At 65.9% G+C, this 24,062-nt stretch carries 23 protein-coding genes; 17 read left to right on the top strand and 6 right to left on the bottom strand.

Translation table 11 applies throughout. The annotated features are described in order from the left end of the window. Window positions 1-63: 63 nt before the first annotated feature. The 3 genes from dctP to P8934_RS07685 form a co-directional block, all read right to left on the bottom strand. Window positions 64-1,137, bottom strand: coding sequence for a TRAP transporter substrate-binding protein DctP (dctP, locus tag P8934_RS07695; protein WP_133634987.1), 1,074 nt, complete (start codon window positions 1,135-1,137; stop codon window positions 64-66). Window positions 1,138-1,221: 84 nt separating this feature from the next. Continuing rightward, on the bottom strand, window positions 1,222-2,067 hold the full coding sequence (locus P8934_RS07690) for an AraC family transcriptional regulator (protein ID WP_278033656.1): 846 nt from the start codon (window positions 2,065-2,067) through the stop codon (window positions 1,222-1,224). Window positions 2,068-2,146: 79 nt separating this feature from the next. Next, entirely contained in the window at window positions 2,147-2,872 is a 726-nt protein-coding gene (locus P8934_RS07685; protein ID WP_278033655.1) for an FCD domain-containing protein, read from the bottom strand. A gap of 154 nt (window positions 2,873-3,026) precedes the next feature. Here P8934_RS07685 and P8934_RS07680 point away from each other — a divergent pair, with 154 nt between their 5' ends. The 6 genes from P8934_RS07680 to P8934_RS07655 all read left to right on the top strand — a co-directional run bounded on the left by P8934_RS07680 (window position 3,027) and on the right by P8934_RS07655 (window position 8,887). After that, a complete protein-coding gene (locus P8934_RS07680) occupies window positions 3,027-3,599 on the top strand; it encodes a chromate transporter (protein ID WP_278033654.1) in 573 nt (190 codons plus the stop codon). Continuing rightward, window positions 3,596-4,126 (top strand): chromate transporter, encoded by a 531-nt coding sequence (locus tag P8934_RS07675; protein ID WP_278033653.1) that lies wholly within the window; start codon window positions 3,596-3,598, stop codon window positions 4,124-4,126. Before P8934_RS07680 ends, P8934_RS07675 begins: the two co-directional genes overlap by 4 nt. A gap of 99 nt (window positions 4,127-4,225) precedes the next feature. After that, window positions 4,226-5,188, top strand: coding sequence for a tripartite tricarboxylate transporter substrate binding protein (locus tag P8934_RS07670; protein ID WP_278033652.1), 963 nt, complete (start codon window positions 4,226-4,228; stop codon window positions 5,186-5,188). Between the two features lie 56 nt (window positions 5,189-5,244). After that, window positions 5,245-5,727, top strand: coding sequence for a tripartite tricarboxylate transporter TctB family protein (locus P8934_RS07665; protein WP_278033651.1), 483 nt, complete (start codon window positions 5,245-5,247; stop codon window positions 5,725-5,727). 14 nt (window positions 5,728-5,741) lie between these two features. Beyond that, window positions 5,742-7,259, top strand: a complete 1,518-nt coding sequence (locus P8934_RS07660) for a tripartite tricarboxylate transporter permease (protein WP_278033650.1) — start codon at window positions 5,742-5,744, stop codon at window positions 7,257-7,259. Between the two features lie 20 nt (window positions 7,260-7,279). After that, the gene (locus P8934_RS07655) at window positions 7,280-8,887 is read left to right on the top strand and encodes a gamma-glutamyltransferase family protein (RefSeq protein WP_278033649.1); all 1,608 of its coding nucleotides are present in this window, start codon (window positions 7,280-7,282) and stop codon (window positions 8,885-8,887) included. 411 nt (window positions 8,888-9,298) lie between these two features. Here P8934_RS07655 and P8934_RS07650 read toward each other — a convergent pair whose 3' ends face one another. After that, window positions 9,299-9,982: a GntR family transcriptional regulator gene (locus P8934_RS07650; RefSeq protein ID WP_278033648.1), complete on the bottom strand. Its 684-nt coding sequence runs from the start codon at window positions 9,980-9,982 to the stop codon at window positions 9,299-9,301. A 161-nt stretch (window positions 9,983-10,143) separates the two neighbouring features. Here P8934_RS07650 and P8934_RS07645 point away from each other — a divergent pair, with 161 nt between their 5' ends. From P8934_RS07645 to P8934_RS07610, 8 genes are all read left to right on the top strand, one after another. Continuing rightward, complete coding sequence (locus P8934_RS07645; protein WP_278033647.1) at window positions 10,144-11,697, top strand: ABC transporter substrate-binding protein; 1,554 nt, start codon at window positions 10,144-10,146, stop codon at window positions 11,695-11,697. 72 nt (window positions 11,698-11,769) lie between these two features. After that, a complete protein-coding gene (locus P8934_RS07640; RefSeq protein ID WP_106231501.1) occupies window positions 11,770-12,747 on the top strand; it encodes an ABC transporter permease in 978 nt (325 codons plus the stop codon). After that, the gene (locus P8934_RS07635) at window positions 12,744-13,580 is read left to right on the top strand and encodes an ABC transporter permease (protein ID WP_278033646.1); all 837 of its coding nucleotides are present in this window, start codon (window positions 12,744-12,746) and stop codon (window positions 13,578-13,580) included. Before P8934_RS07640 ends, P8934_RS07635 begins: the two co-directional genes overlap by 4 nt. A gap of 21 nt (window positions 13,581-13,601) precedes the next feature. Continuing rightward, entirely contained in the window at window positions 13,602-15,218 is a 1,617-nt protein-coding gene (locus P8934_RS07630) for an ABC transporter ATP-binding protein (RefSeq protein WP_278033645.1), read from the top strand. Window positions 15,219-15,241: 23 nt separating this feature from the next. Further along, the gene (locus P8934_RS07625; RefSeq protein ID WP_278033644.1) at window positions 15,242-16,636 is read left to right on the top strand and encodes an FAD-binding oxidoreductase; all 1,395 of its coding nucleotides are present in this window, start codon (window positions 15,242-15,244) and stop codon (window positions 16,634-16,636) included. A gap of 7 nt (window positions 16,637-16,643) precedes the next feature. Next, the gene (locus P8934_RS07620; protein WP_278033643.1) at window positions 16,644-17,576 is read left to right on the top strand and encodes an EamA family transporter; all 933 of its coding nucleotides are present in this window, start codon (window positions 16,644-16,646) and stop codon (window positions 17,574-17,576) included. Next, a complete protein-coding gene (locus P8934_RS07615; RefSeq protein ID WP_278033642.1) occupies window positions 17,573-18,016 on the top strand; it encodes a GNAT family N-acetyltransferase in 444 nt (147 codons plus the stop codon). The genes P8934_RS07620 and P8934_RS07615 overlap by 4 nt, the downstream gene beginning before the upstream one ends. Window positions 18,017-18,052: 36 nt before the next feature. Further along, the gene (locus P8934_RS07610; RefSeq protein WP_278033641.1) at window positions 18,053-19,153 is read left to right on the top strand and encodes an aminotransferase class I/II-fold pyridoxal phosphate-dependent enzyme; all 1,101 of its coding nucleotides are present in this window, start codon (window positions 18,053-18,055) and stop codon (window positions 19,151-19,153) included. 27 nt (window positions 19,154-19,180) lie between these two features. On the opposite strand, the gene P8934_RS07605 is transcribed toward P8934_RS07610, so the two are convergent. Next, the gene (locus tag P8934_RS07605; protein ID WP_278033640.1) at window positions 19,181-19,498 is read right to left on the bottom strand and encodes a hypothetical protein; all 318 of its coding nucleotides are present in this window, start codon (window positions 19,496-19,498) and stop codon (window positions 19,181-19,183) included. A gap of 204 nt (window positions 19,499-19,702) precedes the next feature. Beyond that, window positions 19,703-19,891, bottom strand: coding sequence for a hypothetical protein (locus P8934_RS07600; RefSeq protein WP_278033639.1), 189 nt, complete (start codon window positions 19,889-19,891; stop codon window positions 19,703-19,705). 169 nt (window positions 19,892-20,060) lie between these two features. On the opposite strand from P8934_RS07600, the gene P8934_RS07595 reads away from it, so the two are divergent. The 3 genes from P8934_RS07595 to P8934_RS07585 all read left to right on the top strand — a co-directional run bounded on the left by P8934_RS07595 (window position 20,061) and on the right by P8934_RS07585 (window position 23,994). Next, entirely contained in the window at window positions 20,061-21,269 is a 1,209-nt protein-coding gene (locus P8934_RS07595; protein ID WP_278033638.1) for an MFS transporter, read from the top strand. Between the two features lie 194 nt (window positions 21,270-21,463). After that, window positions 21,464-22,549 carry a patatin-like phospholipase family protein gene (locus P8934_RS07590; protein WP_278033637.1) on the top strand — a complete coding sequence of 362 codons (1,086 nt, stop codon included), beginning with the start codon at window positions 21,464-21,466 and terminating at the stop codon, window positions 22,547-22,549. Then, the gene (locus P8934_RS07585; protein ID WP_278034013.1) at window positions 22,549-23,994 is read left to right on the top strand and encodes a GntP family permease; all 1,446 of its coding nucleotides are present in this window, start codon (window positions 22,549-22,551) and stop codon (window positions 23,992-23,994) included. The genes P8934_RS07590 and P8934_RS07585 overlap by 1 nt, the downstream gene beginning before the upstream one ends. The last annotated feature ends 68 nt before the right edge of the window (window positions 23,995-24,062 follow it).

Below are 24,062 nucleotides of genomic sequence, written 5' to 3'. Positions count from 1 at the left end.
TCAAGGGCCGCGTCGACCGGCCGGAGAGTCGGGCCGGTCGACGGGGCGGTTCAGGGTCGAGCATCAGCGGCCATAGACGGCCACGTCGGATTCGCTCACCTCCTCGCCGACCCGAGCCACCTCGGCGAGGAAGGCATCGACCTTGTCGGCCTCGATGCCGAAGTCGTTGACGATCCAGTCCCGCCATGCCGGCGTGGCGACCTCCGACATGCGCGCCCGCTCCTCGGGGGGCATGATGTAGCACTCCTCGAAGCGCTCGCAGGACTCTTGCCAGCTGGCCGTGGCCAGCGCCCCGGACATGCCGTGGCCGATGGCGACAGCCTCGCGGGCGGAGGTGACGATGGCCTCCTGCTGGGCCTCGGTCAGGCTCTGGAACCACTCCTCGCTGACCAGCCAGGCGGCGCTGTTGTAGACGTGGCCGGTCAGGGTGGTGTAGTCCGTCACCTCGTCGAAGTTGTAGGTGGTATTGAGTACCGGGGCGTTGAACTGACCGTCGGCCAGGCCCGTCTCCAGGGCGGTGATGACCTCGCCCCAGGGCAGCGGCGTCGCCGAGGCACCCAGCGACTTCATGATGGCGACGTGTCCCGGGTTCTCCTCGGTGCGGATATTGAGCCCCTCGAGGTCCTCCACGGTCTTGATCAGGCGCTCGTTGTTGGTGAAGGCCACGAAACCGCCGCCGTCATCGAAGGTGCCGAGATAGCGCATGTTGGCTTCCTCGATGGTCCCCGACATGAAGTCGGCGAACCACTCGCTGTCGAAGAAGGTCCAGGCCTGGCGCCAGTTGTCGAAGAGGAAGGGCGCGGTCATCAGCTGATAGTCGTCATAGAAGGACGACATGGCCCCGGTGGTGATGATCGTGGATTGCAGGGTCCGGCCGCCCTGGACCTCGGAGGCGGTCTCCACCTCGGAACCCAGCTGACTGTTGCCGAAGATCGACACGGTGATCTCGCCATCGGTCCGGGTCTCGACCAGGTTCTTGAAGTGCACCAGCGCCGGGTAGACCTCGTTGTTGCTCATGTTCTCCGGAAGGATGGTGGAGATGGCCATCTCCGTGGATTGGGCCTGCACCTGGGTGCTGGCGATGGCCAGGGGGAGCGCGGCCAGTGCCAGGGCGCCGGGGAGTGTCTTCGCTTTCATGGTCAACCTCGCGTCGTCTTGTCATTGTCGTGACCCTGTCTCGCCCTCCCTGCAGAGGGCACAACGAGACAGCTGACCTTCAGACTAGGTCGACTCTGGCCCGCCTGCTTGCCCGCGACTGCGATGCTCTTGCCCGAGACTCGGGAATGCCCGGCCCTCACGGCGCGCTCGGGAGGGCGAGATGGCGAAGCGCCGGCGGTAGGCGCGGGAGAAGCTGCCCTGGTCGCGAAAGCCCACCAGGGAGGCAATATGGCCGAGACTCAGGCCGCTGTGCGTGACCAGGGCACGGGCGTGATCCAGGCGCCGACGCTGGACATAGGCGAGCGGGGTCACGCCGGTCAGCTCCCGGAAACAGGCATGGAAGTGCCCGGCGCTCAGGGCGCAGAGCGCGGCCAGCTGCTCGACCCGGATCTCATCCGCCAGGTGACGGTCGATCCAGGCATCCAGGCGCGCCAGGTCGAGGCGTTCGCTGAACCCCGGCGTGGCGGCCACGGCGACGTCCGCCGTCAGGGGCTCGGCCTCGAGGTGCAGGTAGAGGGCCCGCAGCAGCAGGGCGGCGATCTCGCTGTGCAGGGCCGGACAGCTCTCGAGCTGCTGCATCAGGCTGGCCGCCAGGCGGTTGAGGCGCGGCGGCACGGCGAAGAAGCGCGGCCGCTCGAAGAGGCGCCCGATCGCCTCGCCATCGCGCAGTGCCGGCAGGCTCGTGGCAGGAATGTCGAGCACGAAGGTGCGGTTGCGCCCATCGCCCCGGTAATCATGGTGGCGGCCGCAGGGAATCAGGCAGCCCCGGCTACCGGTGATGCGATCCCCCCGCCCCTCGATGGAGAGCTCGGTGGCCCCGCGGGTGGCGAGGATGAGCTGGTGGTGGTCATGGGCATGGGCCACGTGACCGGCATCGAGGTTCTTGGCGCAGAGTTCCAGGTGAGGCATGGCAACACCCCTGATCGACTGTAGGCCTTTACCTTCTCCCGCGGTTCGCGGAATCTCAAGGCCACCGCCGGGCGGGGTTTCAACGTCGAGAGAGGTGGTCGGCCGAGCCAACACCGGCCTGTTGCCGATCGGCCGGGTCCCGCTCACGAGCGAAGCTGCCCAGGGCCACTTCGTAGGAGCGCTGGATATGGTCATCCATCAGCGTCCTCGCCCCCTTGACGTCCCTGGCCAGGGCGAGCTCCACCAGCTCGCCATGCTGAGCATCAAGAACGCGCCGGACCTCCGGTTCCCCGGGCGCCAGGCGCCGGTAGCGGTCAAACTGGTCGTGCAGCTGCTCGATGAAGCGCAGCAGCCACGCGGAACCACAGGGAGCCACCAGGGTGCGATGGAATCGCATGTGCAGCCGCTCCCACTCCTCTTCCATCTCCGGCGCCTCGTCGGCACGTTTCAAGCGATGTGCCGCCGCCAGCAGCTCTGATTCCCACTCGGCGTCGCCTCGTTGTATGGCTCGCTCCAGCGCCATGCCCTCCAGCTCGCGCCGCATGTCGGCGATATCATCGAGCTCGTTGCGCGCCAGACGCGGCACCCGGAAGCCGCGCTGGTTCTCCTGGATCAGCAGACCGTAGGCCGCGAGGCGATTGAGGGCTTCGCGCAGCGGGCTCAGGCCCACCCCGTAGCGCTCCTTGAGGGCGCTGATCGCCAGCTTCTCGCCGGCAGTGAAGCGTCCATTCACCAGGTCCTGCCGCAGGGTGTCGTAGATCCAGCTGGACGCGGTCACCCCCTCCTTGCGTTCGAAGATGCCCATTCTGCCTCCCTCGTGGCCTCCACACATTGAAGGTTGACGCTGCTTTCTGTTGCAAACTATATTCTAGACCAAATAATCGATTTTTTATCCAAAAGACAACATCAATGACAAAATCAATTCCAGGCATTGGGATCGACCGCTCGGGGCTGGACTCATGACGGCCCCCTCTCCCGCTTCGCTGAGCCAGGTCTTCTGGGCCTTCACCCGCATCGGCCTGTTCGGCTTCGGTGGCGGGCCAGCCATGATTCCCCTGGTCCGCGAAGAGGTCGTCACGCGTCATCACTGGCTGGATGACGATGCCTTCGCCGATGTGCTCGCGATCGCCAACACCCTTCCTGGCCCCATCGCCACCAAGATGCCGGGCTACATCGGCTATCGCGTCGGTGGCATCGCCGGCTGCGTCATCGCGGTGGCGGCCGTCATCGTCCCCATGATGCTTGCCATGATCCTGCTGCTGGGCCTGTTCAGCCGCTATCGCGACGTCGCCTGGATCCGCGGGATGGGCTATGCCGTCGTACCCGTGGTCATGGTCATGATGGGCCAGCTGACGCTGGACTTCTGGAACAAGTCGCGCCTCTCCCTGGGCCCCTGGACGAGCCTTGCCATGGGAGCGGGGGCAGGTGTACTCATCTATCTGCTCGGCCTCCATCCTGGCTGGATCATCGGTGCCCTGCTGGTGACGGCGATGGTTGCTCCAGAGCCGCGCCCGAAGGAGGCCCGTGAATGATCCACTGGGAGCTGTTCCTCGCCTTCTTCATCCCCAACATCATCGGGTACGGCGGAGGCCCGGCGATCATTCCGCTGATCGAGGCGGAGGTCGTCGGGCGCTACGGCTGGATGACGGCCCAGGAGTTCGCCGAGACACTGGCCCTGGGCAACGCTCTGCCAAGTCCCATCGCCACCAAGATGGCCGGCCAGATCGGCTTTGACGTCGCCGGGGCCAGTGGCGCCCTCGTGGCGGTGCTGGCCACGGTGGTGCCCTCCCTGTTGCTGATGCTGGGCGCCCTGGGACTTCTCTATCGGTACCGTGATTCCCCCCGCGTCAAGCGCATGAGTCAGTGGGTTCGCCCGGTCATCGCCATGATGATGGCCTGGCTGACCTGGAGCTTCTTCAGCGAAGGGCTGGAGACGGCAGGACTCGTCCACACCCTGCTGATCGGCTCACTGGCGGCCCTGGCACTGCTGCGGCTGCGAATCCACCCGGCCTTCATCGTGATGGCCGCCCTGGCCTACGGAGGGCTCTTTCTCGGTTGAACGACCCATAACAAGAACCGACACGGAACACGCGCTCACACCTGGTTCGGGGTAGCCCGAACCTGACGACAAAAGCCATAACACCCGAGGTGTACCACCATGATGCGCAACAAGCTGACTCCCCTCATTGCCACCCTTGGCCTTGCCATTGCCGGCAACGCCCAGGCCGACTACCCCGAGAAGGACATCCGACTGATCATCCCCTACGGCCCGGGCGGCGCCACCGACATCATCTTCCGATTGATCTCGAAGGAGGCCGAGGAGCATCTGGGCGAATCGGTCGTGCCGGTGAACATGGCCGGCGCCGGCGCGACGCTCGGTTCCCGCAACGTCATGGATGCCGACCCGGATGGTTACACCCTGCTGGGCAGCCATGACACCATCGCGCTCTCCAAGCTGGCCGGTACCGTGGACTACTCCTACGATGCCTTCGAGCCCATCACCCTGCTGACCCAGACCATCAACCTGCCGGTTGCCCACGCCAACCACCCCGTCAAGAGTGCCGAGGAGATCGCCGACTACGTCAGCAAGAACCCGGGGGAAGTTCGCTTCAGCATGATCCCGAGCTCCACGGACCACTTCTTCTGGGTACAGTTCTTTGATGCCGCCGGCATCGACATGGCGGACGTGCGCCTGGTCGGCTATCCCGATACCGGCCAACAGGTCTCCGCCCTGCTCGCCGAAGAGATCGACTTCGCGATGTTCAACCTGCCTTCTGCCGGGGCCTTCTTCGAGGACGGCAGTTTCACCCCCTTGGGCGTGGCACACCCCGAACGGCTTGATAGCCTGCCCGATGTCGCGACGCTGCGCGAGCAGGGGATCGCGATGGACCACTCCACCAGTCGCGGCCTCTTTGCCCCCAAGGGCACGCCGCAGGAGATCCTCGACACTCTGGCGGACGCCTACGGCAAGGCGCTGGAAGATGACGAGATCCGCAGTCGTATCGAGAATGATTTCGGCTCGGTAGTTCGCTACCTGCCCGGGGAGGAGTACCAGGCCTTTCTGGAAGAAAACGAGGCAGCCCTCACCGCCGCTGCCGAAAACATCGACTTCCAGAACTGAGACGTGGCTAGCCCCCGGAGACTCCGGTCTCCGGGGCTAGCCTGGAGTGCAAGACCATGCTGACCTTGACCAAGGACCGCGCCCTGGCACTTGCCATGCTGGCCATCTCCGGCATCCTGCTGGCCGAGACGCGCAACATCGCGCCGCCTACCAGCTGGCAACCCTATGGGTCGGCCCTGTTCCCGCAGATCCTGCTGGGCATCATCGCCGTCCTCTCCCTCCTCTTGTTGCTGCGCTCCTTCCTGATGCCCACTGAGGTCCCCAAGGGCGAGACGGATCGGCCGCGTCGCTCCGCCGCGGCGTGGGTCAGACACAACGCCATTGTGCTGTCCCTGTTCGGCCTGTTCGGGCTCTATGCCCTGCTGCTGCCGCTGATCGGTTATCTGCCCGCCACCCTTGGTTTCCTGGTGATGTCACTGGCCCTGCTGCTGGGCATCGATACGCGTCGCAAGTGGATCATCAACCTGGCGGTCTCGTGCACTATTGCCCCGCTGGTCTACGTGATCTTTCGTTTTGTCCTCAACGTCTGGTTACCCTGACGACGGAGTGCCCCATGGCTGACTTCTTTCTACAAGCGCTCGCTCAGGTCGGCACGCCGTCGGTGCTCCTGCTGATCCTGGTGGGCGTGCTGTTCGGCATCATCGGCGGCAGCATACCCGGCTTCACCGTGACCATGGCCATCCTGGTGGTGTTTCCCTTCACCTTTGCCATGGATCCTGTGAGTGGCGTCTCGCTGATGGTCGGTGTGTTCGTCGGGGGGTACTCGGGCGGCATCGTGTCCGGCGTGATGCTGGGAATCCCCGGCACGCCCTCCTCCATCACCACCGTCTACGATGGTTACCCCATGGCCCAGCGCGGGGAACCCGGGCGTGCCCTTGGCATCGGCGTCGCCGCCTCGTTCATCGGCACCCTGATCAGCGTGGCCGTGCTGGTCTATTTCGGTCCCCTACTGGCCAGCTTCAGCATGAACTTCCGCCCCTGGGAGATCACGGCGCTGATCATCTTTGCCCTGACGCTGGTCGCCGGTCTCTCGCATGGTGCCCTGCTCAAGGGCCTGCTGGCCGCCGCGCTTGGCCTGCTGATCACCACCGTAGGCTATGACCGTAACAGCAACCTGCGCTTCGACTTCGGCTTCGACGCCCTCGGCGCCGGGTTCGAGATGCTGCCGGTGATGATCGGGATCTTTGCCTTCTCCCAGCTGATGGGGAATCTGGAGAAGCTGCGTGATGACCCGCAATCCGCCAGGGGCGCCAATACCAATGTCGCCATACCCTACCGCCTGATCCTGCGTGACATGGCCGGCCAGAAGTTCAACACGCTACGTTCGTCACTGATCGGCAGCCTGATCGGCGCCCTGCCGGGTACCGGCGGCACCGTGGCCAACTTCGTCAGCTACGACCAGGCAAAGAAGTTCTCGCGCCACCCCGAGCGCTTCGGCACGGGCATACCGGATGGCATCGTCGCCTCCGAAGCCTCCAACAGCGCCGTGGCGGGCGGGGCCTTCGTGCCGACCCTGGCACTGGGCATCCCCGGCGACCTTCCCATGGCCATCATGATGGGCGTACTCATCCTCCACGGCATCACCCCCGGGCCGCTCATGTTCGAGCAGAACCCGGTGCTGGTGGGGGCCATCTACGCCAGCCTGATGATCGGCGCGGTGGTCATGGTGCTGTGTCAGCTGCTGCTGGTGCGCTGGTTCGCCAAGATCTCGCTGATCCCGCAACAGGTCCTGGTACCGGTCGTGCTGATGCTGTGTGCCATCGGCTCCTATGCCCTCAACAACAACCTGTTCGACATTTGGGTCCTGTTCGGCTTCGGCATCCTCGGCTACCTGCTCTGGAAGGCCGCGGTGCCCCTGACCCCGCTGATCCTCGGCGTGGTGCTGGGTAACAACCTGGAGCGTCAGCTGTTCCGCGCCCTGGAGCTCGACAGCAGCTGGCTGACCTTCCTGACGCGGCCGCTCTCGGCCCTCTTCCTGGCCCTGGCCGTCGCCTCCGTGATCTTCTCGCTCTATCAGAACCGCAAGATTCAGCGCCTTCAGGCCGATGGGGCCACGTCCCGCAACGCCTGATATCTACAGAGGAACCCCGTATGCACTTCGACGCGCATTATTACCCCAGTCCCTCCCGTCGCATGACGACGTTTGGCCGCCGCGGCATGGTCGCCACCTCACAGGCCCTCGGTGCCGAGGCGGGCATGCAGATCCTGCGCCAGGGGGGCAATGCCGTGGATGCGGCCATCGCCACCGCCGCGGCGCTCACCGTGGTCGAGCCAACTTCCAACGGGCTGGGCAGCGACGCCTTCGCCATCGTCTGGATGAATGGCGAGCTGCATGGCCTGAACGCCAGTGGCCCCGCACCACAGACGGCCACCATCGAGGCCGTCAAGGCACTGGGCCACGAGGCGGTGCCCGAGCACGGCCTCATCCCCGTGACCGTTCCCGGCGCCCCAGCGGCCTGGGCAACGCTGTCCGAGCGCTTCGGTCGACTGCCCTTCGCCGACCTGCTGGCACCGGCCATCACCCTGGCAGAAGAAGGGTTCCCCGTCTCACCCTTGGTCAATCAGTTGTGGGAGGAGGCCTTCGATACCTACCGCCGCTACGATGACGAGGCCTTCCAGCCCTGGTTCGAGACCTTCGCGCCACGAGGCCATGCGCCGCGCCCCGGCGAGATGTGGTCCTCCCCCGATCATGCGCACAGCCTGCGCCTGATCGCGGAAACCCGTGCCCGGGCCTTCTATGACGGCGAGCTGGCCGACCGCATCGATGCCTTCTTCCGCGAACACGGTGGACTGCTGCGTCGCGAGGATCTCGCCGCCTTCACACCGGAGTGGGTGGAGCCGATCAGCACCCGCTATCGCGATCACGAGATCTGGGAGATCCCGCCCAACGGCTGTGGCCTGATCGCCCTTCAGGCCCTCGGCATGCTGGAACACCTCGGTGAAGAAGCACGCGACCCGGTCGAGACCCTTCACCGGCGCATCGAAGCCACCAAGCTGGCCTATGTGGACGGTCTGCACCACATCACCGACCGCGATGCGATGCGACCGAGCGTCGAGCAGATGCTGGCCGACCCGTATCTCAAGGGGCGTGCCGCCATGATCGGTGAGCAGGCGCTGGATCCGGTGCATGGCAACCCCATCACCGGCGGCACGGTCTATCTCGCCACGGCAGACGCCGAAGGCAACATGGTCTCCTTCATCCAGAGCAACTTCAAAGGCTTCGGCTCCGGCATCGTGATCCCCGGTACGGGTATCAGCCTCCAGAACCGTGGCTGGTCGTTCAAGCTGGATGAGGGTCACGCCAACGCCCTGGCCCCCGGCAAGCGCACCTATCACACCATCATTCCCGGCTTCATCACCCGCAACGGCCAGGCGGTGGGCCCGTTCGGTGTCATGGGGGGCTTCATGCAACCCCAGGGCCACGTCCAGGTGATCACCGGCATGCTCGACGACGCCCTTAACCCGCAGGCCGCGCTGGACATGCCACGCTGGAAGTGGACGAAAGGACGTACCGTCGAAGTCGAGCCCCACTTCCCCGACCACCTGGCCCAGGCGCTCGCGCGCCGAGGTCATCACATCGTCAAGATGGCGGATTCCGTGAGTTTCGGTCGTGGGCAGATCATTCTGCGCGACGCGGAAACCGGGGTGCTCTGCGGCGGCACAGAGCCCCGCACCGACGCCGCGGTATTGCCCTGGTAAGTTCCCGGGCGATCAGCCGGCCGAAAGGCGCGTCCCGGCCGGCAAAGCAATCACGATGACAAGGAGATGTACCAGGCGATCTGGACACTCGCAAGCCGACGACACCGCTCAACCCTCGCCTGGCGCACGACACTTACCCCCATAGCGGATAGTCCCCTGGAATCAGGTTCTTGCCGGAAGATTCTGATTTATCGAGAGGATGCCATCCGCTATCTTCGTTTCAGGCCGGCCTCATGGATAAGCCGGTCTGACCGATGTCCTGACCGTATTTATCATCCGTTGGAATGATACGGCTTCCGACAGGGTTACGGCCTGTCCCGGAGGAGGCACTGGGGGCGCCAGCGCTACCGGCATTCAGCGGCCTGTGTGTCACTTCACGTAACGGCATCCCTTCAAGATGACCAACAGTGTTCAACAGCTATCCGATATCCCCCTGACGACGTAGTCCTTGGCCACGCCAATGTGGTAATCGATGGCTTCGCGACAGCGGGGAGCGTCACCGCTGGCCAGTGCATCGAGCAGCAGGTGGTGGCTCTCGGCGATGGAGTCCGGCGCCTCGTGGGTCTTGGTGATCAAGGTGATGCATAGCCGCAACTCGTGGGCCAGGTCATCGAAGGTCCTGAGCAGACGACGGTTTCCCGCCGAAGCGATCAGCAGGCGATGGAAGGCCAGGTCCTCCTCGATCCGACGGCTCTCGTCGCCGCTTCCCGACGCCTCGCACAGGACCTCGACCTGACGGCGCAGCGCCGCCAGGGCCTCGGACGGACAAGACCCGGCGAGTTGCTCCATGGCATGGCGTTCCAGGCAGAGTCGGAGGTCAAAGATGTCGGCGAGCTCGCGGGCATCCAGGGCACGCACGAAAAAACCTCGCCTGGGCTGGGAGACCAGCAGGCCGCGACTCTCCAGCAGCCGTGCTGCCTCACGGACCGGCGCGCGGCTGACACCGAGGTCGCGGGCCAGCTGTACCTCTGACAACCGCTCGCCGGGGGCGAACCGCTGGCCGATGATGGCCTGGGTCAGGTAGTCAGCCACCTGATCCACAAGGTTTCGCTGCTGGATGAACGAGGCGGTCGTGCCAACGGATGATGCAGGCATGCGGCGGGGACTCGTGTCGCAGGATTTCCTTACCAGTATGGCCAAGGAACATTACTTGTCGACCGTCGATTGACGACTGTCGACAGCTTGAGCAGTGCCTGCTAGCTTCATCCGAGTGACTGCCCATTGCCAACAACAATCGCCACAACGGGGACAGCATCATGAAGACACCACTGGCCATCGCCATTACCGCCACGGCCATCAGCGCCTCATCCGCCTTCGCCGAGGAACCCAAGCAAGGCGGCATCATCGACACCATCATCCAGCCAGAGCCGCCGGGCCTGGTGCTGGGCATGATCCAGAATGCGCCGACCCGCACGGTCGCCGGCAACATCTACGAGGGCCTGCTGCGCTACAGCACCGACCTGGAACCGATGCCGCAGCTCGCCGAGTCCTGGGAGGTCAGTGACGACGGTCGCACCTGGACCTTCCACCTGCGCGAGGATGTCACCTGGCACGACGGCGAACCCTTCACTGCCGAGGACGTGGTGTTCTCCGCCGATGTCTTCCACCGCGAGCTCAACCCCAGCGCCCGTGCCGTGCTGCAGCATGTGGAATCCATCGAGGCCACCGACGACCACACCGTGGTCTTCACCCTCGAGAAGCCCTTCGGCCCCTTCCTGATCTCCTTCGAGGCGGGAACCTTCACGATGGTGCCCAAGCACATCTACGCGGGCACCGAGTTCCGCGACAACGAGGCGAACAACCACCCGATCGGCACCGGTCCCTTCAAGTTCGACAACTGGGACCGCGGCACCGTCATCCAACTGGTGAAGAACGAGGACTACTACGAGGAGGACCTGCCCTACCTCGACGGCATCAACTGGCACATCATCCCCGATGGCGCCTCCCGCGCGGTCGCCTACGAGAACGGCACCGTCGACGTTCTGCCCTACGGCACCGTCGAGAACTTCGATATCCCGCGCCTCACCGAACTGGACAACACCTGCGTGACCGAGAAGGGCCACGAGTACTTCAGCCCCTTCGCCATGCTGTGGATGAACAACCGCGAGGGCCCCACGGCCGACAAGCGCTTCCGGCAGGCCGTGATGTATGCCATGGATCGCCAGTTTGCCCGCGAGGTGCTATGGAATGGCCTGGGCAAGGTACCGCTTGGGGCGTTCGGCTCCAACGCCAGGTTCCAGAACGATGACCTGGAGCCTTACGACCACGACCCGGAACGTGCCCGCGAACTGCTCGACGAGATGGGCTATGACGGCGAGGAGGTCCGCCTGCTGCCCCTGCCCTATGGCGAGACCTGGACACGCTGGGCCGAGGCCGTGCAGCAGAATCTCAAGGAAGTTGGCATCAACGTGCGCACCGAAGCCACCGACGTAGGCGGCTGGAACCAGCGCCTCGGCGACTGGGACTACGACCTCGCCTTCACCTACCTCTACCAGTATGGCGACCCGGCGCTAGGCATCTCTCGCACCTACCTCTCCAGCAATATCGAGAAGGGCTCGCCCTGGAACAACGTCGAGGGCTACGAGAACGAGAAGGTCGATGAGCTGTTCAACCAGGCCGCCACGGCCTATCCGGAAGAGAAGCGCGAGGCGCTCTACCACGAAGTCCAGGAGATCCTCCAGGAGGACGTGCCGGTGGGCTGGCTGCTCGAGCTCGGCTTCCCGACCATCTATCGCTGCGACGTCAAGAACCTGGTGACCTCGGGGGTGGGCGTCAACGACGGCTTCAAGGACGCCTGGCTCGACAGGTAAACCCGGTGGGGCGGCCCTGCCGGCCGCCCCTGCACCCTTCCACCGCATCCCAGGTCGCCAGGGGGTAATGGCATGCTCTATGCCAGGCTGATCGCGTCACGCCTGTTCAAGGCCGTGATCGTGCTGTTCATGATCATCATCTTCAACTTCTTCCTCATCCAGATGGCGCCGGGCGACCCGGCCGCCATCCTGGCCGGCGAGGCCGGCGCCACCGATGCGGAGTTCCTGCGCCAGCTGACCGAGCGCTTCGGCCTCGACCAGCCGCTCCACGTGCAACTATGGCGCTATGTCTCCGGCGTGGCCATGCTCGACTTCGGCTTCTCCTACCGCCAGCAGGTGCCGGTCCTCGACCTGATACTGGCCCGCCTGCCGGCCACCCTGCTGCTCACCGGCACGGCCTTCGTGCTGTCGCTGGTGCTGGGCATCGTCGCCGGTTCGCTGGCCGCCGCCCGTGTCAAGAAACCCTCGGGCTCGATCATCATGGCCCTGGCGCTGGTCTTCTATGCCACCCCGCTGTTCTGGGTCGCCCTGATGGCCGTGGTGCTGTTCTCGGTCTATCTCGATTGGCTGCCGGCCTACGGCATGTACACCGTGGGGGCGGGCCTTGAGGGGTTTGCCTTTGCCCTGGACGTCGGCAAGCACCTGATCCTGCCGGCCACCACGCTCGCGCTGTTCTTCATGGCCATCTACACCCGCATGACGCGCGCCTCGATGCTCGAGGCCGCCCAGCAGGACTTCGTCAAGACGGCACGTGCCAAGGGGCTGAAGAACAGCGTGATCCAGCGACGCCACATCCTGCGCAACGCCCTGCTACCGATCATCACGCTGGCTGGCCTGCAGGCGGGCCAGATGGTTGGCGGGGCCATCCTCACCGAGACGGTATTCGCCTGGCCCGGCATCGGCCGGCTGATGTTCGAGGCGCTGCAGCAACGCGACTACAACCTGCTGCTGGGCATCTTCTTCTTCTCGGCGGCCCTGGTGATCGTCTTCAACATCATCACCGACCTCGTCTACCGCCTGGCCGACCCGCGCATCAAGGAGGCGTCATGAGCTTCTTCGCCCGCTTCGCCCAGAACCGCGGCGCCCTGGTGGGCCTGATCATCCTGATGGCGATCATCCTGATGGCCATCCTGGCCCCGCTCCTGTTTCCCGAATCGCCCTGGCGCATGGTGCAGCGCCCCTTCCTGCCGCCGCTCGAGACAGAAGGCTTCCCGCTGGGCACCGACACCATGGGGCGCAACGTCGCGGCCGGCCTGATGCACGGCGCCTGGGTCTCGCTGCTCATCGGCCTGGTCTCGACCTCAGTGGCCCTGGCGATCGGCGTGCCGCTGGGCGCCATCGCCGGCTACTACGGTGGCCTGGTCGACGACGCCCTGATGCGCTTCACCGAGTTCTTCCAGACCATCCCCAACTTCGCCCTGGCCATCGTGCTGGTCGCGATCATGCAGCCCAGCCTCACCTCCATCGTGCTGGCCATCGCCATCGTCAGCTGGCCGCCGGTGGCACGCCTGGTGCGCGCGGAGTTCCTGTCGCTGCGCCACCGCGAGTACGTGGAGGCGGCTCGCCTGGTCGGCCAGTCCAACGCCACCATCATCCTGCGCCAGATCCTGCCCAATACCCTGTCGCCGATCATCGTGCTGGCCTCGCTCATGGTCGCCACGGCCATCCTGCTGGAGTCCGCTCTCTCCTTCCTCGGCCTGGGCGACCCCAACGTGATGTCCTGGGGCTACATGATCGGCGCGGCACGCACGGTGATCCGTCAAGCCTGGTGGCTGAGCTTCTTTCCCGGTGTGGCGATCCTGCTGACCGTGCTGGCGCTCAACCTGGTGGGCGAAGGCCTCGACGACGCCCTCAACCCCAAGCTCGCCCGCGAGCGCTCATGAACGGCGGCCAAGGAGAACTCCATGCGTGACACCCTGTTGAGCATTCGCCACCTGAGCATTTCCCTGCCGCAGGGAGCCGATCGCGACTTCGCCGTGGAGGACGTCAGCTACGACGTGGGGCGTGGTGAGATCATGTGCGTGGTCGGCGAGTCCGGCTCCGGTAAGTCGATGGCCGCCAATGCCCTCATGGGCCTGCTGCCCAAGGGGGTTCGGGCCACCGCGGGCGAGGTAGTGTTCGATGGCCAGGATCTGCTGCAGCTCACCGAGAAGCAGCATCGTGCCCTGCGCGGCCTGCGCATCGGCATGATCTTCCAGGAGCCGATGACCGCCCTCAATCCGCTGATGCGGGTTGGCGCCCAGATCGGCGAAGTGTTCGAAGCCCACAACAGGCTGACCCCGAGCGAGCGACAGACCCGTGCCCTGGAGCTGCTGACGGAAGTGGGCATCCCCCAGCCCGAGAAAGCCATACGCGCCTATCCCTTCGAGCTCTCCGGCGGCCAGCGCCAGCGGGTGATGATTGCCATGGCCCTGGCGCTCGAGCCTGAACTGTTGATCGCCGATGAGCCCACCACGGCGCTGGATGTCACCACCCAGGCACAGATCCTCGACCTGATCGGCGACCTCCAGCGGCGCCACGGCATGGCCGTGATGTTCATCACCCACGATTTCGGCGTAGTGGCCGAGATTGCGACCCGGGTCTGCGTGATGCGCGAAGGGCGCATCGTGGAGCTCGGCGAGGCCCGGGACGTCCTGGAACATCCCCAGCATGACTATACCCGCGCGCTGATCGAGGCAATTCCCAGTAACGCCATGCCCGCGGCCCGTGAGGCCGACCAGACGGCTCCGCTGCTCGAGGTCCGTCACCTGCAGAAGGTCTTCCGCTCGCGCGGAGGCCTCTTCAAGCCCTCGCGTGAGGTCCATGCCCTGGACGACGTCAGCTTCACCATGGCGCGCGGTGAGACGGTGGGTATCGTCGGCGAGTCGGGCTCCGGCAAGTCGACCCTGGGACGCTGCGTGGTGCGTCTGGAGCGGCCCGACAGCGGTGAGCTGCTGCTCGACGGCGTCGACCTGACCAGCCTCAAGGGCGAGAGCCTGCGCCGCGAACGCCGGCGGGTGCAGATGATCTTTCAGGACCCCTATGCCTCGCTCAACCCGCGTACCCGCGTCGGCATGGCCATTGCCCAGGGGCCCATCGCCAACGGCGTGGACAAGCAACAGGCGCTCAAGGAGGCCGGTGATCTGCTCGACCTGGTCGGCCTCGGCGCGGCCTCGGCCGAGCGCTTCCCCCATGAGTTCTCCGGTGGCCAGCGGCAGCGCATCGGCATTGCCCGGGCGCTGGCCCTCAATCCCGAGCTGATCGTCGCCGACGAGGCGGTCTCGGCGCTGGACGTCTCCATTCAGGCGCAGATCCTCGAGCTACTCGAGGATCTGAAACAGAAACTCTCGCTATCGCTGCTCTTCATCACCCACGACCTGCGCGTCGCCGCCCAGATCTGCGACCACATCATCGTCATGCAGCACGGCCGGATCGTCGAGCATGGCAGTGCGGAAGCGGTCTTCCTCTCGCCGCGGGAGGCCTATACCCGCGAACTGCTCGAGGCCATCCCCGGCAGGGCGCAGGTCCTGGCCACTGCCTGACCCACCCGGAGCATGAACCTGTCATGGACGCCCTCTTGAAAGAGATCACCCGTATCGTCGGCGCCGCCAACGTCCTCACCGGCGAGGATGTCAGTGCCCGACGCGTCGACTGGCTGACCGGCGCACCCTGCCGCGCGAGGGCCATCGTACGACCGGGATCGACCCGGGAAGTCGCCGAGGTGATGCGTGCCTGCCACGCCGCCCGCCAACCGGTGGTCACCCACGGCGGCCTCACCGGGCTGGTGCACGGCGCCGAAGCAGCGCCCGACGAACTGGTAGTGTCACTCGAGCGCATGACCGCCATCGAAGCCGTCGACCCGATCGGTGCCACGCTCACCGTTCAGGCGGGTGCGCCACTGCAGAGCGTCCAGCAGGCCGCCGAGGCGGTGGGCCTCCAGTTCGCCCTGGACCTGGGCGCCCGAGGCAGCTGCACCATCGGCGGCAATATCGCCACCAATGCCGGCGGCATCCGGGTGATCCGCTACGGCATGATGCGCCAGCAGGTGCTGGGACTCGAGGCGGTGCTCGCCGATGGCACCGTCGTCAGCTCGATGAACCGCATGCTCAAGAACAATGCGGGCTTCGACCTCAAGCAGCTGTTCATCGGCAGCGAGGGCGTGCTGGGCATCGTCACCCGGGCAGTATTGCATCTGCAGCCACCCACCCCGGACGTGCAGACGGCGCTGGTCGCCTGCCCTTCCTTCGAGCACCTGACTGGCCTGCTGGGCCATCTGGGCCGCTATCTCGGCGGTAGTCTGGCGGCCTTCGAGGCGATGTGGCAGAACCACTATTGGCTGCTCACCCAGGAGAGCGGCCGACACACGCCACCGCTGCCACCCGACGCCCCCTTCTACGTGATCCTCGAATCGCTGGGCAGCGAGTCCCAGAGCCATGGCGCCCAGTTCGCCCTCGCCCTGGAGCGCGCCCTGGAAGAAGAGCTGATAAGTGACGCGGTCATCGCCCAGTCCGACACTCAGCGCCAGTCCCTCTGGGCGATACGCGAGGACATCGAAGGGCTGATCCAGGCCCTCTCGCCGCTGCTCACCTTCGACGTCAGCCTTCCGATCCCCGAGATGGATCGCTATGTCACCAGGCTGGAAGAGGCCCTGGCGCGCGACTGGCCTCGGGGACGCATGGTCACCTTCGGCCACCTGGGTGACGGCAACCTGCATATTTCCATTACCGTCGGCAGTGCCGAACCGGCGGCCCGTCTCGCCGTCGAGCGCCTCGTCTACACGCCGCTGGCCGAGCTTGGCGGCTCGGTCTCGGCCGAGCACGGCATTGGCCTGGAAAAGCGCCACTACCTTGCCCTCTCGCGGACCCCGGAGGAGATCACGCTGATGCATACCCTCAAGGGAGCCCTCGACCCACACGGGTTGCTCAATCGCCACAAGGTGCTCGTGCTGGAAGACGGCTGACCGCTCGATGGCACGCTTACTCCCTGATCGGCTGACCCTCTCGCTTACCGCCCGACCGGTGCTCGGCTCGCTGGCCTTGATCCTCGCCATCGGACTCTTCTGGGGCGGCAACTGGCCGGCGGTGCGCTTTATCCTTCGCGACCTTCCACCCTTCACCCTACGCGCCATCGGCTTTAGCGCTGGCGCACTGGTATTGCTGGGCTGGGCCCGCTGGCGGGGCCTTCCGCTCCGCGTGGGGGGCGGGGAGTGGCCGTGGCTCGCGGTCACCGGACTGTTCACCATCCTTGGCTTCAACCTGGCGACCGCCTTTGGCCAGCTGCGCATGCCGACCTCCCAGGCGGCGATCATCGCCTTCACCATGCCATGCTGGGCATTGCTGATGGCCTGGGGGCTCCTCGATCAACGCATCACTCGGCGTCAGTGGTCAGGACTCGCATGCGGGCAGGCCGGCCTGCTGGTTCTCCTGGGCCCGGCCGCCCTGGCCGGCGGCAGCCAGGGCCTGCTGGGCCCCTTGATCATGCTGGTGGCAGCAATTTCCTGGGCCCTGGGCACCGTACTGATCAAGCGACGCGGCACTTGGCAAAGCCATGCGGTCGTGGTCACCGGCTGGCAGTTCGCCATTTGCGCGGTCCCCATGATCGTGATGATGGTCGCCCTGGAGCCGATGCCTCGCCCTGGCGACTGGCACACGACGACCTGGCTCGCACTGGCTTATCACTTGCTGTTCTCGATCACCATCGCGCAGATGCTGTGGTTCATGAACGTCAACCGCTTGTCCGTCGCCCAGGCCACCATCTCGACCCTGATCATCCCGACCGTTGGCGTTTCAAGCTCCATCCTGTTGCTCGGCGAGCCATTGAGCGCCAAGGTATTCATCGCCCTGATGCTGACGCTGGCAGCCGTGGCGATCGTCATGCTGCACAGGAGGCCCTCCACATGACACTGACAATCAGCATTCCGGGCGATACCGATCACGACGACTGGCGGCGCCTCTACCGCGGCTACGCCGAGTACTATGGCATGCCCATGGACGAGTCGACACTGACCACCGTCTGGGACTGGATCCAGGACGGCACACGACTGCAGGGGCTTCTGGCACGCGACGCGAACGGCCAGGCGGTGGGCCTGATGCATTTTCGTGCCATGCCGTCCCCACTGCGCGGGAGCACCGTCGGCTTCCTGGATGACCTCTTTGTCGACCCGGCATATCGCGGCACGGGTGCCGTCGATGAGATGATGGAGGCGCTGCGCCAAGAGGCCCGCCGGCAGGGCTGGCCCTTCGTGCGCTGGATCACCCGCGAGAACAACTATCGTGCACGGGGCGTCTATGACCGCTGCGCCGAGCGAACCGATTGGGTGACCTACCAACTGGATCCTTGAGCAATCCCACTATCCTTGACCAGTCAGGAGGATTCGATGCCGACCTTTCCCAAGCACCTCCGCGGAGAAGGCCCCAGCAACCCCTTCCCCGGGATCCGCGTGCTGGAGCGGCGCCTGGGCCGTGAGATCCCCCACCGCCTGGGCTCCAACGAGGGTCTCGACATGCCTCACCGCGCCCTGCGCGCGCACTTCGGCGACGCCATGGTCGAGCATGCCTACTGCTACGGGGATTCGGAGGCGCTGGGCGTCCGCCAGCGGCTCGCCGAGCAGCAGGGCATCCCCCTCGAGGCCCTTCTGGTCGACGCCGGGGCCGACAGCCTGATCGCCCTCGCCCTGCGCACCGTGGCCGAGCCCGGCACCGCCGTGGTGGCCACCGCCGGCACCTATCCCACCTTCGGCTACTTCGCCCGGGGTCAGGGCTGTCGGCTGGTCGAGGTGCCCTACGAGGAGGCGCCGGGCCGCCTGGCCCCGGACCTCGAGGCCCTGGCCGAGACTGCCCACCGGGAGCAGGCCCGGCTGGTCTATCTGGCTAATCCCGACAACCCCAGCGGCCACCTGCATGACGACGCGGCCGTTCGCCGCCTGCGCGAGACGCTGCCCGACGACTGCTGGCTGCTGCTCGACGAGGCCTACCACGACTTTCGCGAGGATGCCGAGTCCCCCTTCGCCCGTGAGGTCCTGCCCGGCGTGATCCGCCTACGCACCCTCTCCAAGGCCCACGGGATGGCGGGGCTGCGCATCGGCTATGCCATCGCCGAGCCCGAGACCCTGGCGATGATGATGAAGGTGCGCATCCACTATGCGGTCTCGACCCTGACCCTGGCCGCCGCCGAGGTGGTGCTTGACCATCCTGACGAGACCCGCGAGCACATCGCCGCGGTGCTGAATCGCCGCGAGCGTCTGGCCGCACACTTCCGCGCTCTCGGCGCCGAGGTGCTGCCCAGCGCCACCAACTTCATCGGCATCCGGCTGCCCAGCGCCAAGCTCGCCGAGCGGGTCAACCGGGAACTGCTCGAGGCAGGGCGGCTGATTGCCCGCCCGGCTCATCCGGACCTCGGCCATGTGCTGCGCATCACCGCCGTGGAGGATGCCCTGGTGCCCGGGCGACTGCAGATCCTGGAGGACGCCCTGCGATAGCGGCGTTGCTGGTCGGGAACGATCGGCTCAGCAGCGACCCTGCATGCGCAAGCCCGGCGGGCAGAAGCCACCGCGGCGATGGTCGTCGTGGCGTCGCTCGGCATGGTGATAGCGATCGCGATCCCGATAGCGGCGATCCCGGTAATAGCGATCATCGTAGTGGCGCGACCGGTAGTCACGATCGCGGTAATGACGGTCATCACCGCGATAGTGGCGATGGCTGTCGTAGCCGTCGATCTCGACCAGAGGCTCGGACTTGATGCGTGCGGGCGTGTAGCTGCAGCCGGCCAGCGCCAGGGTCGAGGCCATCAGGGCAATCATCAACGGGCGCACGGGAATCCTCATGGCGGTGTCCTCGCAAGTGGAGTGAGGGAGTGGGCCACCCTTCGATCCCTGCCGGGGGCACCCATGCCGCCGGCATGGTGCGGCTGCCTCTTCGGGCCGGGTGCCATCAAACACCGTTTCCTATCAGGCTATGCCCTGCAAGCGCCGCCGCCAAGCGGGTAGCGAGGAAAGAGCGTGCAAGCCCGAGGGAAAGACGGCACGCGCTCAGCAGCGCCCCTTCTTGGCCTGGCCCGGCGGACAGAAGCCGCCCCGGCGGTCGTAGTGGTCGTGGCCCCGGTCGTCATCGATGACCACCAGCGGTTCGGACTGGATGCGCGCGGGCGTGTAGCTGCAGCCGGCCAGCAACAGGCTGGCGCCAAGCAGGCAGATCAGGAGCGTCGAGTGTCGGGTCAAGGGGAAACCTCCGTGTCAGGGTGCTGTGCGGCGGCATTCTAGCGAACCCTGGCCGCCCTACCCATGTGGCCCGACGGCGACATTGATGTCGCCATTCAGAGACAGTGGCCAAGCGGAAACGGACGCGCGATAGTGGCTTGTCATTAGTCTGCAAACAGGTCGTTACGGAATGGATGCACTGCGCCGCCACACCCTGCTGATCATCATCCTGGGCAGCCTGGTCATCTCGCTGGCCATGGGCCTGCGCCATGGCTTCGGCCTCTTCCTGGAGCCGATGAGTAGTGACCTGGGCTGGGGACGGGAGGTCTTCGCCTTCGCCCTGGCCCTGCAGAACCTGATCTGGGGACTCTCCCAACCCTTCAGCGGGGCCCTGGCCGATCGCTTCGGGGCCGCGCGGATCGTGGTGGTGGGAGGCCTGCTCTATGCCCTGGGGCTGGCCATGATGGGGCTCTCGGACTCGGCCCTGGGCATGTCGATGAGCGCCGGGCTACTGATCGGCCTCGGGCTCTCGGGCACCACCTTCTCGGTGATCCTCGGGGCCGTGGGCCGCGCCGTGCCAGCCGAGAAGCGCAGCCTGGCCATGGGCATGGTCAGCGCAGCCGGCTCCTTCGGCCAGTTCGCCATGCTTCCCGGCACCCTGGGGCTGCTGGAGTGGCTCGGCTGGTCCGCCGCCCTGCTGGTGATGGGCGGGCTGGCGGCCGTGATGGTGCCCCTGGGCGGGATGCTGCGAGACCGCCCCTCCCCCCGCCTGGCCAGCGACCTCTCGCTGGGCGCGGCACTCGACGAGGCGGCCGGCCATCGTGGCTTCTGGCTGCTCTGCATGGGCTTCTTCGTCTGCGGCTTCCAGGTGGTGTTCATCGGCGTCCACCTGCCCGGCTACCTGGTCGACAGCGGCATCGCCGTGCAGGTGGGCAGCACCGTGCTGGCGCTGGTGGGGCTGTTCAACATCCTCGGTACCTACACCGCCGGATGGCTCGGCGGCTTTCTCTCCAAGCCGCGCCTGCTGACCTGGCTCTACCTGATCCGCGGCATGGTGATCACCGCCTTCCTCGTCGTACCGCTGAGCCCGGCCAGCGCCTACCTGTTCGGTATTGCCATGGGCCTGCTGTGGCTCTCCACGGTGCCGCTGACCAACGGCATCGTTGCCTCGGTTTTCGGCGTGCGTCACCTCTCGATGCTTGGCGGCATCGTATTCCTCTTCCACCAGCTGGGCTCCTTCATGGGCGTCTGGCTCGGCGGCTACTTCTACGACCTCAACGGCGACTACGACCTGGTGTGGCGACTCGCCATCCTGCTCTCCGTGGCAGCGGCGGCCCTGCACTGGTTCATCGACGAGGTACCGGTGAAGCGCCAGGCCAGCGCCAGGGCCGAAGCATGAGCCGCACACGACGAGGGCTGCTCGCCCTGCTGGCCGTTGCGACCCTGGCCCTGGCCTGGTGGGGCTGGCAGGCGCTGGATGCCAGCCTGCTGCTGCTCGGCAGCCGGTTGTGTTGAGCGGCACCTCGCCAAGCGACAAGGGCTGTCAAGACGCCTACACTGCACTGCAGCATTCACGCTGCTACAGGAGCAGGTATGGCGACGGGCGAGAAGAAACGGATCGATCTGGCCCTGCAGGGCGGGGGCTCCCACGGCGCCCTGACCTGGGGGGTGCTGGATCGCCTGCTGGAAGACAAGCGGCTGGAGATCGACGGGATCAGCGGCACCAGCGCGGGCGCAATGAATGCCGTGGTGCTGGCCGACGGGCTGCACAAGGGCGGACGCGATGGTGCCCGTGACGCCCTGCACACCTTCTGGAAGGCGGTCAGCGAAGCGGCACGCTTCTCTCCCATCCAGCGCACGCTCTGGGACCGCCTGTTGGGAAACGACAGCCTCGACCACTCGCCGAGCTATCTGTTCTTCGAGAATCTGACCCAGCTGATCGCCCCCGCCAAGCTCAATCCCCTGGCCATCAATCCATTGCGCGACCTGGTCCTCGATCTGGTCGATTTCGAGCGCGTCAATGCCTGTCGCAAGGTCAAGGTGTTTGTCACGGCCACCAATGTGCGCACCGGCCACGCGACGATATTTCGCCAGCCCGAACTGACCGCCGATACCGTGATGGCATCGGCCTGTCTGCCCTTCATGTTCCCGGCCGTGGAGATCGACGGCGAGGCTTACTGGGATGGGGGCTACAGCGGCAATCCGGCGCTCTACCCGCTGGTCGATGACCAGGACTGTCGTGACCTGGTGGTGGTGCAGATCAACCCGCTGGTGCGCCAGAAACTGCCTGACAGCGCCCGGGAGATCCTCAACCGGATCAACGAGATCACCTTCAACTCCAGCCTGATCAAGGAGCTACGCAGCATTCAGCTGTTGCACCGATTGATCGAGGCCGAAGGCCTGGAACTGGAGAGCTACCGTGCCATGCGCCTGCATCTGATTCATGCCGAGCACGACGTCGAAACGCTCAGTGCTTCCAGCAAGATGAACGCCGAATGGGACTTCCTCTCCCGCCTGCATGCCCAGGGGCGCGCCTGGGCCGACCAGTGGCTGGAGACACACTTCGATGCCCTGGGCGAATACTCCACCTTCGACCTGGATGCGGTCTTCCCCGATACCTTTCGCCCCCTCTCGGCGGCGGACGACTCCCCAACAGAACATGACGACGGGCCGGAGTGATGATCGGTATCGTGGCGATCGCCATCGCGCTGCTGCTGTTGATGGTTCTGGCCTACCGCGGCCTCAGCCTGCTGATCCTGGCCCCGCTGCTGGCCGCACTGGTGGCTCTGGTCTCGGCCGACACGCCGCTTCTGGCCAGCTACACCCAGGTCTTCATGGGGGCCGCTGGCGATTTCATCGTCCGCTACTTTCCGCTGTTCCTGCTGGGAGCGGTGTTCGGCAAGCTGATGGAAGATTCGGGCAGCGCGGAAGTGCTGGCCAGCACCATCGTCAAGCGCCTGGGCGATACCCGCGCCATCCTGGCAGTGGTGCTCTCCTGTGCGGTAATGACCTACGGTGGCGTCTCGCTGTTCGTGGTGGCCTTCGCGGTCTACCCCATCGCCGCCGCGCTGTTCCGTCAGGCCGGGCTGCCCAAGCGACTGATCCCCGGCACCATCGCCCTGGGCGCCTTCACCTTCACCATGACGGCGCTGCCGGGCACGCCGGCCATCCAGAATGCCATCCCCATGCCCTATTTCGGCACCTCGCCGTTTGCCGCGCCGGGGCTGGGCATCCTCACCGGCCTGGTCATGCTGGGGCTGGGACAGGCCTGGCTGAACCATCGGGCGCGCCGCGCACGAGCGGCCGGCGAAGGCTACGGCAACCATCAGGAGAAGGCACCACCGGCCGTTCACCTGCGCGAACACGCAGCAGGCGAAGGCTTCGATCTGGCTGAGGTCAAGGCACAGCCGGTTCGCGATCTTCCCCCCTTGACGCTGGCGCTGCTGCCCATCGTGCTGGTCATTGCCCTGAACCTGCTGTTCACGACGGTGGTGATACCGGCCATGGACACCGGCTATCTCGCCGAGCCGACCTATGGTGCTACCAGCATCGAGTCCGTTCGTGGCGTCTGGTCGGTGATCGCTGCCCTGGTGATCGCCATCGGGGTCATCATTGCCACCAACAGGAAACGTCTTGCGGACCTCACTACCACCCTGGACAGCGGTGCCAATGGCTCACTGCTGCCGATCTTCAATACCGCCAGCCTGGTCGGCTTCGGCTCGGTGATTGCCTCCCTGGCGGCATTCGAGACGATCAGCCTCTGGGTGACCTCAGTAGGTGGTGACAATCCGCTGATCTCGCTGGCCGTTGCGGTCAACCTGCTGGCCGGCATGACCGGCTCGGCCTCCGGTGGCATGAGCATCGCCCTGGCCACGCTCGGCGACAGTTACCTGGCCATGGGCCAGGCGGCCGGTATCTCGCCCGACCTGCTGCACCGCGTCACGGCGGTGGCCACCGGCGGGCTGGATGCCCTGCCGCATAACGGCGCGGTGATCACGCTGCTCTCCATCTGTGGCCTGACGCACCGCCAGGCCTACCTCGATATCGCGGTGGTGGCCGTGGTGGTGCCCCTTATCTCGCTGGTGCTGCTGATTATCCTGGGCAGCCTGGCAGGATCGTTCTGAGGCTGTAGGGGCATCGAGCCGCCGACCGGGCTGACGGGGCAACCGGCTCTGCCTGGGGGGCCACCCGG

It is taken from the genome of Halomonas sp. CKK8, from assembly GCF_029625235.1.
GTDB classification, from domain to species: domain Bacteria; phylum Pseudomonadota; class Gammaproteobacteria; order Pseudomonadales; family Halomonadaceae; genus Halomonas; species Halomonas ventosae.
The sequence above is the reverse complement of the archived record's forward strand: the minus strand, read 5'-3'. Positions and strand labels throughout refer to the sequence as shown.